Origin of the sequence: Microbacterium sp. LCT-H2 (assembly GCF_001866135.1) — a bacterium.
Lineage (GTDB): Bacteria > Actinomycetota > Actinomycetes > Actinomycetales > Microbacteriaceae > Microbacterium.
Genome location: NZ_MODW01000001.1, coordinates 775,054 through 789,031, shown reverse-complemented (window position 1 = coordinate 789,031; position 13,978 = coordinate 775,054). Strand labels below are relative to the sequence as shown.

Sequence of the window (13,978 nt, the reverse complement as noted above, 5' to 3'; positions counted from 1 at the left end):
GAGAACGGGATGCGCGGGGAAGCGACGGTTCTGCACGCCGATCTCGATGCGTTCTACGCCTCGGTCGAGCAGCGTGATGCGCCGGAGCTCCGCGGGCGTCCGGTGATCGTCGGCGGCGGGGTCGTGCTGGCCGCGAGCTACGAGGCGAAGGCGCGGGGCGTCCGCACCGCGATGGGCGGCCGGCAGGCGCGGGAACTGTGCCCCGACGCCGTCGTCGTGCCGCCGCGGATGGAGGCCTACTCCGCGGCCAGCAGGGATGTCTTCCGCATCTTCCGCGACACCACCCCGCTGGTGGAAGGGCTCTCCATCGACGAGGCGTTCCTCGAGGTCGGCGGGCTGCGACGCATCGCCGGCACTCCCGAGGCCATCGCCGTCGGGCTGCGGGAGCGCGTGCGCGCCGAGGCGGGCCTCGCGATCTCGGTCGGCGTCGCCCGCACGAAGTTCCTCGCCAAGGTGGCGAGTGCGGTGAGCAAGCCCGACGGACTCCTCGTCGTCGAGCCCGACCGGGAGGAGGAGTTCCTGCTGCCGCTTCCCGTCGAGCGGCTGTGGGGAGTCGGCGCGGTGACGGCGGAGAAGCTGCACCGTTACGGCATCCGCACGGTCGGACAGCTCGCGGAGCTCGAGGCCGCGACCGCGGAGCGCATGCTCGGAAAGGCGACCGGAGCGCACGTCCATGCTCTCGCCCGCCTGCGGGACCCCCGCCCCGTGGACACGACCAGGCGCCGGGGATCGATCGGGTCGCAGAGAGCGCTCGGCGTCCGTCCGCGGTCGCCGGAGGAGCTCGACGTGATCCTCACCCAGATCGTCGACCGGCTCGCGCGGCGTCTCCGCGACGGTGACCGCGTGTGCCGCACGGTGGTGCTGCGGCTGCGCTTCGGCGACTTCACGAAGGCCACCCGTTCCCGGTCGCTGCGGGCGCCGACCGATCGCACCGCGCTGCTGCTCGCCGTCGCCCGCACGCTCCTCGCCGCGGCACAGCCCGAGATCAGCGGTCGCGGCATCACCCTGCTCGGCCTCTCGTTCACCCAGCTCGACGCGGCGGACAGCGTCCCGCCCGAGCTGCCGATCGACTGGGGCGACGAGTCCCGCCTCGACACCGTGCTCGACACGCTCCGCGACCGCTTCGGCTCCGCCTCGGTCTCCCGCGCCGCCCACCTCGGCCGCGACCCCGGTTGGTCGTCCCCGGTCCTCCCGGAGCATCACTGACCCCTTTCGAATCGCTTGACTGGTCCCATTTCGGCCGGAAACACAGCCAATCGGGCGATTCGAAGCGGGTCAGGCCTTGAGCATCGACGCCCGCGAGATCACGCCGTCGACCACGTCGAAGGTCGCGATGGTCTCCGTGGCGACGCCGGCGTTGATGACCCGCTCCTGTGCGACGAGCCAGCGGGAGCCGAACAGGACGCTCGTGTCGATCACGCAGGAGAGCTCCGGGTTCTGCAGCCGCGGTTCGTAGAAGGCGCGGATCGCGGCCGACCCGACGAGGGGCTCCGGCGCGACCCCGGTGACCACGGCATCCTCGGCATAGGTCGCGACGAAGGCGTCGAGGTCGTGGGCGTTGAAGGCGTCGAGCTGCGCCTGCACGGTGTCGAGGGCAGAACGGTCCTGGGCGGTGCGGTCAGTCAATGCGAACTCCTCCGTTGACGTCGTAGGTGGCTCCGGTGATGAAGCGGGCCCGCTCCGAGGCGAGCGACGCGATGATCCAGGCGACGTCCTCCGGCTGCCCGAACGCGCCGAGCGGGATGCCCGACTCGAGCTTCGCGCGGCCCTCGCCCTGGAGCTGATCCGTGATCGCGCTGGCGACCGGGCCGGGTGTGACGGCGTTGACGCGGATGCCCTCGGCGGCGAGGTGCCGGGCGAAGCTGCGGGTGATCGCGAGGATCGCCCCCTTGCTGGCCGCGTAGTGGATGCCCGTCTGCAGCGCGCCGACCTGCCCGGCGATCGAGGCGATGTTGATGACGGAGCGGTCGCCGCCCGCGGCGCGGAGCAGGGGGAGCGCCGCGCGGGTGAGGAGGAAGGTGCCGCGGGCGTTGGTCTCCAGGACGAAGTCCCACTCCTCGATGTCGATCTCGGGGTACGGGGTGTAGGGGCAGACGCCGCCGTTGTTGACGAGGACGTGCAGGTCGTCCCACGCCGCCGTGATCTCAGTGATGAGCGCCGCGATGGAGTCGGGATCGCGGAGGTCGAGGCGCGACACGTGGACGTCCGGGGAGCCCGCCGCGCGGCACTCCTCCGCCGCGCGGACGGCTTCGGCCTCGCGTCCGGCGTAGGTGATCCAGAGGGCGACGCCCTCGCGGGCGAGTTCGAGGGCGGCGGCGGTTCCGATGCCGGAACTGGCGCCCGTGACGAGTGCGCGGCGAACAGTCATGCCTAAACGCTATAGCAAGAAGCGGTCTCGCGACAGCGCTGTACGCGAGCTTGCTAGATGCTATAGCATCGCATCCATGACCGCGCCGCTCATCCTCGTCACCGACTGCGACCTTCCGGGAACCGTCATCGAAGACACCCTCCGCGCCGCCGGCCTCCGTGCCGAACGGGCCGCCTCCGGGAGCCCGGACGACATCGCCGCCGCCGGAGCCGACGCCGAGGCGCTGGTCGTGCAGTGGGCGCGCATCGACGGCCCCCTCATGGATCGCCTGCCGAATCTCCGCTTCATCAGCCGTGTCGGCATCGGCTACGACATGATCGACGTCGAGGCCGCCACGACCCGCGGCATCGCCGTCGCGAACACGCCGAGCTACTGCATCGAAGAGGTCGCCGCGCACACGGTCGCGATGATCATGACCCAGGCCCGCGGCCTCTCCGCCTACGACCGGGCCGTGCGGGAGGGCGTCTGGAAGGCCGTCGACGCCCGGCCGCTCGCCGTGCGGCCGTCCTCCACCACCGTGTCGGTCCTCGGATTCGGGCGCATCGGATCGATCGTCGCCCGCGGGTGCCGGGCGCTCGGCTTCCGCGTGCTGGTGGCCGACCCGTATGCCTCCGACGACGCCGTGCGCGACGCGGGCTGCGAGCCCGTCGACATCCCGTCGGCGATCGCCCGCGCCGACGTCCTCACGCTGCACGTGCCGCTGACGGACGAGACCCGCCACCTGATCGACGCGGCGGCCCTGGCGACGATGAAGCGGGATGCCGTGATCGTGAACACCTGCCGGGGACCGCTCATCGACGAGGACGCCCTGGCCGCGGCGCTCCGCGACGGCCGGCTCGCCGGTGCCGCTCTCGACGTCTTCGCGGAGGAGCCCCTCCCCGGCAGCTCCCCGCTGCGCGCGCTCGACACCGTGCTGCTCACGCCGCACGCCGCCTGGTACTCCCCGGAGGCTCTGGCGGATCTTCCCGTGCACGCCGCCGAGAACGTGATCCGCTCGCTCGCCGGCGAGGCCGTGCCCATCGTCAACCCGGCCTTCGCCGCCGCGCGCTGAGAGGACTCCCATGGAACTGCTGCGACTCGGCGCGATCGGCCAGGAGCGTCCCTACGTCCGCGATGACCAGGGAGTGGTGCGTGATCTCAGCTCCCTGACCCGCGACATCGACGGCGCCTTCCTCGCCGCGGACGGCATCGCCCGCGTGCGCGCGGCACTCGCCGACGGCTCCCTGCCGCAGGTGGAGACCACCGGGCTGCGCGTCGGTGCCCCTGTGGCGCGGCCGACCGCGGTGATGTGCATCGGCCAGAACTACGCGGCGCACGCGGCGGAGTCCGGCGCCGAGCCGCCCGCACACCCGGTGGTGTTCTTCAAGCACCCGAACACGGTCGTGGGTCCGGACGATGTCGTGCTCCTGCCGCCGGGAGCTGAGAAGGTCGACTGGGAGGTCGAACTCGCGGTCGTCATCGGCCGCACCGCGCGGTACCTGCCCTCCGTCGAGGCCGCGCGCGACGTGATCGCCGGCTACACCATCTCGAACGATGTGTCCGAGCGGGCGTATCAGCTCGAGGTCTCCGGCGGGCAGTGGTCGAAGGGGAAGTGCTCCGAGACGTTCAACCCCCTCGGCCCCGCGCTGGTGCCCGCCGACGAGATCGACCCCCAGTCGCTGCGCCTCCGGTCCTTCGTGAACGGCGAGCCGCGGCAGGACTCCTCCACCGCCGACATGATCTTCCCCGTGCTGCAGCTGGTGCATGAGCTCAGTCACTACCTCGTGCTCGAACCCGGCGACGTCATCAACACCGGCACTCCGCAGGGTGTCGCGCTGTCCGGACGCTTCCCCTACCTGCAGGACGGCGACGAGATGACCATCGAGATCGAGCGGCTCGGCCGCCAGCACCAGCGCACGGAGCGGGTCCGTCTCGGGTGAGGCCTGTGCCCGGGGCACGGTTCCTTTCGCTGAGTGCAACCGTGTCCCGGGTAGAGGCCTCTCCCACCGCTGTCGTCCGTGAACTCAGGCATCCGCGCGGGCTCAGGCGAGGGGAGGGGAAAGGTGCCTGATGCCGCGCGAGCGCCTGAACCCGCGGGCGGGTCAGCCGGCGAAGGGGAGGACCGGGAGGCCGTGCACCCCGGGACGCACCGCGAACACCGAGCCCGCGGCGGTGCCGTGATCGGACGGCAGGCCCTGCGCGGAGGTCGTGATGAAGAGCGTGCCGAGGTCGTCGCCACCGAACGTGCAGGCACTGACCTGGGGCACCGGCAGCACGATGTCCTCGCGCACGGCCCCGGACGGCTCGAACCCCCGCGCGCGGCTCCCGCCCCACAGCGCGACCCAGACACTGCCGTCTGCGGCGACCGTGAGGCCGTCGGGCACGCCGTCGTCTTCGGGGATGTGCGCGAACACCCGGCGCCCGCGGAGGTCGCCCTCGGTCACGTCGAACACGTCGATCCGGCCGGTGTCGGTGTCCACGTAGTAGACGCGGCGACCGTCCGGGGAGTAGCTGACGCCGTTGGACGAGGTCACGCGGGGGAGCACCGTGGTCACGTCGAGGGCGGCGTCGATGCGCAGCACGGTCCCCGCGCCTTCGGTGGAGTCCGTGGACATCGATCCGGCCAGGAGCCGCCCTCGGGGGTCGCAGCAGCCGTCGTTCATGCGCACCGGGCCGTCGTCGAGCAGCGTCGCGACGGGACGGGCCTCCGCGTCGGGGCTGTCGGCGAGGTACAGGGTGCGCGCGCCCACCGCCACGAAGCCCCCCGACGTCCGCGGGCGGAAGAACGCGAGGTACTCGTCGTCGACGTGCTGGCGGACGATCTCGTCGCCGCGGAGGGTGAGCAGGTCGCCCGCGTCTCCGTCGACCCAGCGCAGGCCGCCCCACCCGGGCCACCAGACCGGGGCCTCGGCGTGGACGGCGACCGGGCCGGTCACGTTCTCGGGAGTCATGCGCCCTCCGCCGTCCGCCGCGGGTCGGTCACGGGCAGCGGCTCCGGAACGGGGTCGGCATGATCCGCCGAGGCGGCAGGGGCGGACGGGAGCTCCTTCGCCACCTGCTTCTCGAGCACGGTCACGGCCTCATCGGAGAGCAGGATGAGGCCGTCGAGCTCCTCGCGCACCCGCTTGTAGGCGATGTTCCGCTCGGACTGCGTCGCCGACTCGTCCACGGCGACCTTGAGGAGCTGCTGCGCGCGGTCGAGGCGCTTGCGCTCGGCCTCGGTGAACGACGAGTCGCGCAGCCGCCGGGCGTCCTTCTCCGCGATCTCGAACGCGACCGCGTAGTCGCCCACGGCCTGCAGGTACTCTGCGATCTGCTGCTCCGTGAGCTTCGCGTCGGCGGCGGCCGGACGCAGCGCGTCCGCGGTCTTCTTCGCGCGCAGGAAGGCGGCCGTCAGCGGCTGGCGGCCGTCGCTCATCGCAGGGAAGGCGATGAGCTTGGCGACGTCGAGCTCGTAGTCCAGCCACCGTGCGGTGATCTCGTCGTGCTCGGCGAAGAGGCGGGCGAGCAGGTCGTCGGGCGCCGCGGAGGCCGTGGTGTCGACGACGGTAGGACCCCCGTGCTTCGCCTGCCGGGCGGCCGCGCGCGCCTCGATCTCGGCGGTCTTGACCTGCGCCTTCATACGCAGGGCCTCCAGCCGGCGCTCGTGCCGACGCTTGGAGCCGCGCTCCCAGGCCTTGGCGACCCCGCCGGCCATGCCCATGATCGGGAAGACGAGCCACCAGTAGTCACCCGCGAAGTTCCAGAAGCCCCGGATGAACTCGTCCATGATGGGTTCAGCCTACTGCGCGACCGCGGGTCGCCGGGGGCCCGCACGAGAGGGAGGACGGCCGCATGAAGAGCGTCGGCATCGTCGGGATCGAGAACAGCCATGCCACGGAGATCGTCCGCTTCCTGAACGCCGAGGCCGCGGACGTGCCCGTGCGGATCACGGCCCTCGTGGCAGGGGTGCCGGAGCGCACGCGGGAGCTGGCGGCACTCGGCGGCATCGGACGCGTCGTCGACGAGGCGGCCGCACTCTTCGGCACGGTGGACGCGCTCATCGTGACCGCCCGCGACGGTGCCGATCACCGCGCCCTCGCCGTTCCCTTCCTGGAAGCCGGGGTGCCGGTCTGGGTCGACAAGCCGCTCGCGGCGACCGTTGCCGATGCCGACGCGATCCTCGCCGCCGCGCAGCGTGGGCGGGCGCCCGTCACCTCTTCGTCCACGCTCCGCTGGCTCGCCGACACCGCGGAACTCGTGGCGGAGGCGGACCGCATCGGCGAAGTCCAGGCGGTCACCGTCACGGGGCCGGCCGATCCGGACGGCCCGTACAGCGGCATCTTCTTCTACGGCATCCACCTCGCCGATCTCGCCCAGGTGCTGCGGCCCGGCACCGCGGAGGACGTCGAGGTGCAGTTCCTGCCGGCCGGCGTCGTCGCCCGCTACCGGGTCGGCGGCGTGCCGGTGACGTTGGAGTTCGTCCGGCCGGAGGACGACCGGCAGGTGCCGTTCCGGGCTACCGTCGTTGGTCGCCGGGGCATCGCGAGCCGGGAGATCCCGATCGGCCCCGGGTATGTGCGACCCGGCGTCCGGGCCTTCGCCAGGATGCTGAAGACCGGCGAGCCTCCGGTTCCCGGGTCCGAGATGCGCGCTTCGATCGCCGTGCTCGAGAAGGTCGCCGAGGCCCTCGCCTCCCGCTGATCCGGGCACAGCTTCGGAGATCGGGCCCGGCGCGCCGTCGACAGGCCCTGGGCGACGGCGTGTCGCCTCCGGGTCTCCGAAGCCGTGCCCGGGGTCGGAGTCAGGCCTTCGTGAGGTCCTGCGCGAGCATGAGGATGATTCCGCTGGGGCCGCGGAGGTAGGTCAGCCGGTAGATGTCCCGGTAGTTCGCGACGCCGCGCAGGGGATGGAATCCGTGCCGGGCGGCGATGGCGAGGGAGGCGTCGATGTCGTCGACGGAGAAGGCGATCCGGTGCATGCCGATCTCGTTCGGCCGCGTCGGCTCCGTCTCGATCGCCTCGGGGTGGATGTACTCGAACAGCTCGATCTGCTCGTGCCCGTCCGGGGTCTGCAGCACGGCGATCCGCGCGTGGTTCCCGTCGAGACCGACCGCGGTGGACGCCCACTCGCCGCTGACCTCGTCCCGTCCGGCCACGGAGAGCCCCAGGTCGGTGAAGAAGGCGATGGTGGCGTCGAGGTCGCGCACGGCGATCCCGATGTTCTCGAGGGCGATGGCCATGCCCGCGATGCTACTCCGGCGTCAGCGACCCCGCTTTTCGGCGCAGGCCACGCAGTACTCCGCGAACGGGCGCACCTCCAGGCGCTCCGGGGGGATAGGTCGCCCGCAGTGCGCGCAGATGCCGTAGGTCCCGGCGTCCATCCGCACCAGCGCCTCGTTCACCTGGCGGAGCTCCGCCTGCGCCGCCTCGGCGAGCCCCGACAGCCGGGACCACTCCGACGAGAGCGTCACCCCCTCCGGGTCGTGCTCATCGTCGTCGTTCGAGCCCTCGCGGTCGTGCATGAGCTCCGCGAGCGTGGCCGCCGTCGCCGTGACGCGGGTTTCGGCCTCGGCGCGGCGCTCTTCCAACAGCGCTCGCAGATCCATCCGCCCACTCTAGGCCCGGGCGGCGACACTGGCGTCGCCCCCCGATCAGGCATCCCCGCGGATTCAGGCGACATCGACAGCAGGTGCCTGAACTCCCGCGCCTGCCTGCCCTCGCCAGAGAGCCTGCCCCGCGACTGCTCGCGCAGGATCAGGCATCCGCGCGGGTTCAGGCGACCCTGGTGACAGGTGCCTGAACCCGCGCGAATGCCTGTCCCGCGCGAACCAGACTCAGCCGCGGGTGCGCGGAGCCTCCACGGTGGGCACGGAGTCGGTGTGCACGCTGGGGTGGTCCCGCTCCAGCGCCGCGCCCTCCATGTCGACGTTCGGGATGATGCGGTCGAGCCAGGTCGGCAGCCACCAGGCCGAGCGTCCGAGCAGGTGCATGAGCGCGGGCATCAGCAGCATCCGTACCACGAACGCGTCGAGCAGCACGCCGAACGCGAGACCGAACCCGATGGAGCGGATGATGGTCGACTCCGAGAACACGAACCCGCCGAACACCGACACCATGATGAGCGCGGCCGCGATGACCACCGAGCGCCCGGCCCGGAAGCCCTGTGCCACGGCATCGCGCGCGGAGGCGCCGTGCACATAGGCCTCCCGCATCCCCGAGGCGAGGAAGAGCTGGTAGTCCATCGCGAGCCCGAACAGGATGCCGACGAGGATCACCGGCAGGAAGCTCAGGATCGGACCGGTGCTGTGCAACCCGATGAGGTCGGCGCCCCACCCCCACTGGAACACCGCGACGATGAGCCCGTACGTCGCGAAGAGTGACAGCACGAACCCTCCCGTGGCGATGAGCGGCACGAGCAGCGAGCGGAACACGACGATCATGATGAGCAGCGACAGGCCCACGACGACCACGAGGTACAGCGGGAGCACGCTCGCCAGAGCCTCGGAGATGTCGATGTTGGTGGCGGCCTGACCGGCGACGCCGAGGGTGATGCCGCCGTCGATCTCGGGGAGACCCCGGAGGTCCTGCACCAGCTTCTCGGTGGAGGCGCTGTTCGGGCCTTCGGCGGGCAGCACCTGGAAGGCGAGGAGCGTGTTGTCGTCCGACGTCGCGATGGGGGCCACCGCGACCACGTCGTTCTGCTCGGCGATCTTCTCCGCGACGGTCACCTGCGTGGCCAGCAGGTCGTCGTCGCTCACGGCGTCGTCGAGGGTCGCCGTCACCAGGAGCGGACCGTTCGCGCCCTCGCCGAACTGCTCGTCGACGGTCTGGAACGCGCGGTAGCTGGTGGAGTCGGCGGGTTCGCTCGACCCATCGGGGAGGCCGAGGCGCATCGACATCGCGGGGATCGCGATCACGAGCAGCGCGACGACGCTGACGAGGGCGGTGACGACCGCGCGCAGCGTCGACATCCGGCGCACGGGCTTCCCGGCCGCGTGCTCCTGGCCGATGGTCGCCCGCGCCGTGCGGCCGAGCAGACGGGTGCCGACGAGGCCGAGGATCGCCGGGGCGAGGGTCACGGCCACGAGCACGGCGACCGCGACGCAGACCGCGCCCACCGTGCCCATGAGGCCGAGGAACGGCACGCCCGTCACGTTGAGGGCGAGGAGCGCGACGATGACCGTGGTCCCCGCGAACACCACCGCGGTCCCGGAGGTACCCGTGGCGAGACCGATGGACTCGCGCACGGGCGACCCCGCCAGCAGCTGCTTGCGGTGCCGGTTCACGATGAAGAGGGAGTAGTCGATGCCGACCGCGAGCCCCAGCATCACGCCGAGGACGGGAGTGACCGAGGCCATGTCGACGACGCCGGAGAACGCGAGGGACGCCGTGACGCCCACGCCGACGCCGACCACGGCGGTGACGATGGGCAGGACCGCACCGATCAGCGAACCGAGCATGACGATGAGCACGACCGCGGCGAACGCGAGGCCGATGGCCTCGCCGACACCGAAGATCTCCGGCACGCCCTGGGCGATGTCGGTGCCGAAGTCGACCGTGACGCCGTCGATCTCCTCGTCCTGGAAGTGGGCGATGGTGCTCTGCTTGGTCTCCTCGGCGAGCTCCAGGCGCGGGTCGACGAAGGAGACGTTGACGATGGCCGTGGAGCCGTCCTCCGAGACGACGCCGATGCCGTCCGCGAGGTCGAGGAGGGATGTACCGAGCTCGAGCTGCTCCGCGTTGTCGGCGAGCTCGTCGCGGTTCGCGTCGATGGTGGCCTGCTGGGCTTCGAGCTGCGCGAGCTGGGCGTTCAGCTCCGCGAGCTGCGCGTCGAGCGCGGCGGTCTGCTCCGGCGGCGCGCCGGCGGCCTCGGCCTGAGCCCGCGCGCCTTCGAGCTGGGCGATCCCGGCCTCGAGCTGTGTCCGACCGTCGTCGAGCTGCGCCTGGCCGGCGTCGAGCTGGGCCTGCCCGTTCTGGAGCTGGGCCTGGCCGTCGGTCAGCTTCTTCGCCTGCTCGTCCTGCTGCCGCTGGGCGTCGAACGGGTCGACGACGGAGGCGACGCCGTCGAGGTCTTCCGCGCTCGCGGCGAGGTCGGAGATCGCCTGCTTCTGCTCGTCGGTGAAGGGCTCGCCGTCGTCCGTCCGATAGACCACCGTCCCGGTGCCGCCGGCGGTGTCCGGCAGCTTGTCGGCAAGCTGATCGGTGACCTCGCCGGAGGCGGTGCCAGGGATGTCGAAGCTGTTGCTCAGCGTGCCGCCGAAGGTGAGGAAGGCGCCGACGCCGAGCCCGAGGATCAGCACCCAGGAGACGATCACCGTCCACGCCTTGCGCGCAGCGAAAGAACCCAGACGGAACAGCAATGAAGCCACGTGATCTCCTTCAGACGAAAAGAGCATACGGCACGTCTCGTCTAGGGATCTGTGGCTATCCTGAACGCATGGTGAACGAGCATCGCAGCGGCCCGGTGCGCAGCACGGCGGCCCGCGAGGCGATCCTCGACGCGACGGCCCGGCTCTTCCACAATCAGGGATACGACCGGCTCACGATCGAGGGCATCGCCAAGGAGGCCAAGGTCGGCAAGCAGACCATCTACCGCTGGTGGCCGTCGCGCGGCGCCCTCATCGGGGAGTGCCTGGCCGAGGGACGCCTCATCCCCGTGGACTTCGTCGTGCCGGACACCGGAGACCTCTCCGCCGACGTGGAGACCTGGCTGCGGAGCGTCCTGTCGATCCTCGAGAAGCCCCAGGGCGGTGTGCTGCTGCGGTCTCTCGTGGCCGCGGCCACGGAGGATGCCTCGGTCGGCGCGCACCTCGGCGAGAGCCTGGGGGTGGAGAAGTACCTGTCGGAGCGTCTCCGCGGCGGCATCCGCGACGGTCAGCTGCCGGAGGACGCCCCGGTCGATCAGCTCGGTCGCGCCATCCTCGGGGCCATCATCGTGGAGTCCCTCGGCCGCGAGGCCCACGATCCGGGCTCCGTCGTCGCCCTGACCCGCTACCTCCTCGCTCACTGAGGTCGCGGATTCGCACGAGGTCGCACGGATTCAGGGAATCCCCGCGACCCGGGCGCGAATCTGCGACGCGGCCCGGATCAGCCGAGGAGCAGAGTGAGCACGGTCGCGCCGCCGCCGCCGAGGATCAGCGCCACGATGACGGTCCACGCGATGATGCGGATGCGCCGGTTGCGCTTCTCGCCGAGGTCGCCGTAGTCCTCGCTGAGGCCGTCGTTGCTCATCAGGCCACCGGCTCGGTGACGGTCGGACCGAAGTACGACGGCAGCGTGGCCCGGGAGCGCTCGCGGAGCTCGGCGGCCGAGACGGTGAAGACGTCCTGCACCTCGAGCTGCGGCTCGCTGTCCGTGACGCCGATGCGGGTGACGGGGTAGCCGCGTCCCTCGCAGAGGCCCCGGAACTTCACGTCGTCCTCGCGCGGCACGGTCACGATCACGCGGCCGGTCGACTCGGAGAACAGAGCGGTCGCGGCGTCCACGCCATCGCGCTCGATGATCTCGTTGAGCCAGACGCGGGCGCCGACGCCGAAGCGCATGACGCCCTCGGCGAGGGCCTGCGCGAGACCACCTTCGGAGAGATCGTGTGCGGAGGAGATGAGCCACTCGTCACGGGCCGCGGCGAGCAGTCCGGCGAGGCGCTTCTCGCCCGCGAGGTCGACCTTCGGCGGGCGGCCGCCGAGGTGCTGGTGCACGACCTCGGCCCATGCCGAGCCGGAGAGCTCGGTCGACGTGGTGCCGAGCAGGTAGATGTTCTGCCCCTCGTCCTGCCAGCCGGACGGGATGCGGCGGGAGACGTCGTCGATGATGCCGAGCACGCCGACGAGCGGGGTCGGGTGGATCGGCACGTCGCCGGTCTGGTTGTAGAACGAGACGTTGCCGCCGGTGACGGGGGTGCCCAGCTCGTAGCAGCCGTCAGCGAGGCCGTCGACGGTCTGGCCGAACTGCCACATGACCTCGGGGTTCTCGGGAGAGCCGAAGTTCAGGCAGTCGGTGATCGCGGTCGGCACGGCACCCGTGACGGCGACGTTGCGGTAGGCCTCGGCGAGCGCGAGCTGTGCGCCGGCGTACGGATCGAGCTGGCAGTAGCGGCCGTTGGCGTCGGTCGCGATGGAGAAGCCCAGGCCGGACTCCTCGTCGACGCGGATCATGCCGGCGTCGTCGGGGAAGCTCAGCGCCGTGTTGCCGAGCACGTAGTAGTCGTACTGGTTGGTGATCCAGCTCGTGTCGGCGAGGTTCGGGGAGGCGACGAGGGCGAGGAACTGCTCGCGCAGCGTCTCCGCGTCGTTCGCGCGCGGCAGGTTCTCCGCGGCGTCGGCCTGCAGGGCGTCGATCCAGGTCGGGTAGGCGACCGGGCGGTCGTAGACGGGACCGTCGACCGCGACGGTCGACGGGTCGACGTCGACGATGCGCTCGCCCTGCCAGTCGATGATGAGTCGTCCGTCGCCGGTGACCTCGCCGAGCACGGAGGTCTCGACCTCCCACTTGTTCACGACGGCCAGGAAGGCGTCGAGCTTCTCGGGGGCGACGATCGCCATCATGCGCTCCTGCGACTCCGACATGAGGATCTCCTCGGCCGTGAGCGTGGGGTCGCGCAGCAGCACGTTGTCGAGCGAGACGTGCATGCCGCTGTTGCCGTTGGCCGCGAGCTCGCTGGTCGCGCAGGAGATGCCGGCGGCGCCGAGGTCCTGGATCGCCTCGACGAGCTCGCCGCGGTACAGCTCCAGGCAGCACTCGATGAGCACCTTCTCGGCGAACGGGTCGCCCACCTGCACCGCCGGGCGCTTGGTCGGGCCGCCGTCGGCGAACGTGTCGGAGGCCAGGATGCTCGCACCGCCGATGCCGTCGCCACCCGTGCGGGCGCCGAACAGCACGACCTTGTTGCCGACGCCGGTCGCGTTGGCGAGCTTGAGGTCTTCGTGCCGCAGCACGCCCACCGCGAGCGCGTTGACCAGCGGGTTCGCCTGATAGACGCTGTCGAAGACCGTCTCGCCGCCGATGTTCGGAAGGCCGAGGCAGTTGCCGTAGAAGCTGATGCCGCTGGTCACGCCGTGGACGACGCGGGCGGTGTCCGGGTGGTCGATGGCGCCGAAGCGCAGCGCGTCCATGACGGCGACCGGGCGGGCGCCCATCGAGATGATGTCGCGGACGATGCCGCCGACACCGGTCGCCGCACCCTGGAAGGGCTCGATGAACGACGGGTGATTGTGCGACTCGGCCTTGAAGGTGACGGCCCAGCCCTCGCCGACGTCGACGACGCCCGCGTTCTGGCCCATGCCCACCATGAGGCGTTCCTTCATCTCGTCGGAGACCTTCTGGCCGAACCGGCGCAGGTAGTTCTTGCTCGACTTGTAGGAGCAGTGCTCCGACCACATCACCGAGTACATCGCCAGCTCGCCCGAGGTGGGGCGGCGGCCGAGGATCTCCTTGATGCGCGCGTACTCGTCGTCCTTGAGCCCGAGGGCGCCGTACGGCTGCTCCTTCTCGGGCGTCGCGATCGCGTTCTCGACGGAGTCGGGGACGTGCTGGGGGGAAGGTGCAGGGGCGGTGGTCACGCGCACTCCAAAGGAAGGGGCCGGCGGGGCGTCTTCAGTCTACCGGCGCGGTCGGGGCCGTTCTCTCGTGCGTGCCGTCGGACGTTGTCGGG

General features: G+C 71.3%; 14 protein-coding genes. 5 read left to right on the top strand and 9 right to left on the bottom strand.

The window, feature by feature from the left end; genetic code table 11:
- Nucleotides 1-9: 9 nt before the first annotated feature.
- On the top strand, nucleotides 10-1,206 hold the full coding sequence (dinB, locus tag BK819_RS03715; RefSeq protein ID WP_071327910.1) for a DNA polymerase IV: 1,197 nt from the start codon (nucleotides 10-12) through the stop codon (nucleotides 1,204-1,206).
- Between the two features lie 69 nt (nucleotides 1,207-1,275).
- Here dinB and BK819_RS03710 read toward each other — a convergent pair whose 3' ends face one another.
- Complete coding sequence (locus BK819_RS03710; RefSeq protein WP_071327909.1) at nucleotides 1,276-1,626, bottom strand: nuclear transport factor 2 family protein; 351 nt, start codon at nucleotides 1,624-1,626, stop codon at nucleotides 1,276-1,278.
- On the bottom strand, nucleotides 1,619-2,368 hold the full coding sequence (locus BK819_RS03705) for an SDR family NAD(P)-dependent oxidoreductase (RefSeq protein ID WP_071327908.1): 750 nt from the start codon (nucleotides 2,366-2,368) through the stop codon (nucleotides 1,619-1,621). Before BK819_RS03705 ends, BK819_RS03710 begins: the two co-directional genes overlap by 8 nt.
- 76 nt (nucleotides 2,369-2,444) lie before the next feature.
- Between BK819_RS03705 and BK819_RS03700 the strand changes: the two genes are divergently transcribed.
- A complete protein-coding gene (locus BK819_RS03700; RefSeq protein ID WP_071327907.1) occupies nucleotides 2,445-3,419 on the top strand; it encodes a C-terminal binding protein in 975 nt (324 codons plus the stop codon).
- Between the two features lie 10 nt (nucleotides 3,420-3,429).
- Nucleotides 3,430-4,287 carry a fumarylacetoacetate hydrolase family protein gene (locus BK819_RS03695; protein WP_071327906.1) on the top strand — a complete coding sequence of 286 codons (858 nt, stop codon included), beginning with the start codon at nucleotides 3,430-3,432 and terminating at the stop codon, nucleotides 4,285-4,287.
- A gap of 162 nt (nucleotides 4,288-4,449) precedes the next feature.
- On the opposite strand, the gene BK819_RS03690 is transcribed toward BK819_RS03695, so the two are convergent.
- Nucleotides 4,450-5,298, bottom strand: a complete 849-nt coding sequence (locus BK819_RS03690) for an SMP-30/gluconolactonase/LRE family protein (protein ID WP_071327905.1) — start codon at nucleotides 5,296-5,298, stop codon at nucleotides 4,450-4,452.
- The gene (locus BK819_RS03685) at nucleotides 5,295-6,116 is read right to left on the bottom strand and encodes a hypothetical protein (RefSeq protein ID WP_071327904.1); all 822 of its coding nucleotides are present in this window, start codon (nucleotides 6,114-6,116) and stop codon (nucleotides 5,295-5,297) included. The genes BK819_RS03690 and BK819_RS03685 overlap by 4 nt, the downstream gene beginning before the upstream one ends.
- A 65-nt stretch (nucleotides 6,117-6,181) precedes the next feature.
- On the opposite strand from BK819_RS03685, the gene BK819_RS03680 reads away from it, so the two are divergent.
- The gene (locus tag BK819_RS03680) at nucleotides 6,182-7,030 is read left to right on the top strand and encodes a Gfo/Idh/MocA family oxidoreductase (RefSeq protein ID WP_071327903.1); all 849 of its coding nucleotides are present in this window, start codon (nucleotides 6,182-6,184) and stop codon (nucleotides 7,028-7,030) included.
- A gap of 100 nt (nucleotides 7,031-7,130) precedes the next feature.
- Here the strand turns inward: BK819_RS03680 and BK819_RS03675 are convergent, their stop codons facing one another.
- From BK819_RS03675 to BK819_RS03665, 3 genes are all read right to left on the bottom strand, one after another.
- The gene (locus BK819_RS03675; RefSeq protein ID WP_071327902.1) at nucleotides 7,131-7,568 is read right to left on the bottom strand and encodes a VOC family protein; all 438 of its coding nucleotides are present in this window, start codon (nucleotides 7,566-7,568) and stop codon (nucleotides 7,131-7,133) included.
- 21 nt (nucleotides 7,569-7,589) lie between these two features.
- Nucleotides 7,590-7,934, bottom strand: a complete 345-nt coding sequence (locus BK819_RS03670; protein ID WP_071327901.1) for a TraR/DksA C4-type zinc finger protein — start codon at nucleotides 7,932-7,934, stop codon at nucleotides 7,590-7,592.
- A 228-nt stretch (nucleotides 7,935-8,162) separates the two neighbouring features.
- The gene (locus tag BK819_RS03665) at nucleotides 8,163-10,697 is read right to left on the bottom strand and encodes an MMPL family transporter (RefSeq protein ID WP_071327900.1); all 2,535 of its coding nucleotides are present in this window, start codon (nucleotides 10,695-10,697) and stop codon (nucleotides 8,163-8,165) included.
- 68 nt (nucleotides 10,698-10,765) lie between these two features.
- Here BK819_RS03665 and BK819_RS03660 point away from each other — a divergent pair, with 68 nt between their 5' ends.
- Nucleotides 10,766-11,338: a TetR/AcrR family transcriptional regulator gene (locus BK819_RS03660; protein ID WP_071327899.1), complete on the top strand. Its 573-nt coding sequence runs from the start codon at nucleotides 10,766-10,768 to the stop codon at nucleotides 11,336-11,338.
- A 77-nt stretch (nucleotides 11,339-11,415) separates the two neighbouring features.
- On the opposite strand, the gene BK819_RS16755 is transcribed toward BK819_RS03660, so the two are convergent.
- Together BK819_RS16755 and purL are read right to left on the bottom strand one after the other, a co-directional pair.
- A complete protein-coding gene (locus BK819_RS16755) occupies nucleotides 11,416-11,559 on the bottom strand; it encodes a hypothetical protein (protein WP_168428964.1) in 144 nt (47 codons plus the stop codon).
- Nucleotides 11,559-13,886 (bottom strand): phosphoribosylformylglycinamidine synthase subunit PurL, encoded by a 2,328-nt coding sequence (gene purL / locus BK819_RS03655; protein WP_071327898.1) that lies wholly within the window; start codon nucleotides 13,884-13,886, stop codon nucleotides 11,559-11,561. The genes BK819_RS16755 and purL overlap by 1 nt, the downstream gene beginning before the upstream one ends.
- Between the last annotated feature and the right edge of the window lie 92 nt (nucleotides 13,887-13,978).

What these genes read in the sequence shown, in the direction of transcription:
- dinB (WP_071327910.1), top strand. Translation starts at nt 10, where the DNA reads ATGCGCGGGGAAGCGACGGTTCTGCACGCCGATCTCGATGCGTTCTAC.
- BK819_RS03705 (WP_071327908.1), bottom strand. Translation starts at nt 2,368, where the DNA reads ATGACTGTTCGCCGCGCACTCGTCACGGGCGCCAGTTCCGGCATCGGA.
- BK819_RS03700 (WP_071327907.1), top strand. Translation starts at nt 2,445, where the DNA reads ATGACCGCGCCGCTCATCCTCGTCACCGACTGCGACCTTCCGGGAACC.
- BK819_RS03695 (WP_071327906.1), top strand. Translation starts at nt 3,430, where the DNA reads ATGGAACTGCTGCGACTCGGCGCGATCGGCCAGGAGCGTCCCTACGTC.
- BK819_RS03690 (WP_071327905.1), bottom strand. Translation starts at nt 5,298, where the DNA reads ATGACTCCCGAGAACGTGACCGGCCCGGTCGCCGTCCACGCCGAGGCC.
- BK819_RS03685 (WP_071327904.1), bottom strand. Translation starts at nt 6,116, where the DNA reads ATGGACGAGTTCATCCGGGGCTTCTGGAACTTCGCGGGTGACTACTGG.
- BK819_RS03680 (WP_071327903.1), top strand. Translation starts at nt 6,182, where the DNA reads ATGAAGAGCGTCGGCATCGTCGGGATCGAGAACAGCCATGCCACGGAG.
- BK819_RS03675 (WP_071327902.1), bottom strand. Translation starts at nt 7,568, where the DNA reads ATGGCCATCGCCCTCGAGAACATCGGGATCGCCGTGCGCGACCTCGAC.
- BK819_RS03670 (WP_071327901.1), bottom strand. Translation starts at nt 7,934, where the DNA reads ATGGATCTGCGAGCGCTGTTGGAAGAGCGCCGCGCCGAGGCCGAAACC.
- BK819_RS03660 (WP_071327899.1), top strand. Translation starts at nt 10,766, where the DNA reads ATGGTGAACGAGCATCGCAGCGGCCCGGTGCGCAGCACGGCGGCCCGC.
- BK819_RS16755 (WP_168428964.1), bottom strand. Translation starts at nt 11,559, where the DNA reads ATGAGCAACGACGGCCTCAGCGAGGACTACGGCGACCTCGGCGAGAAG.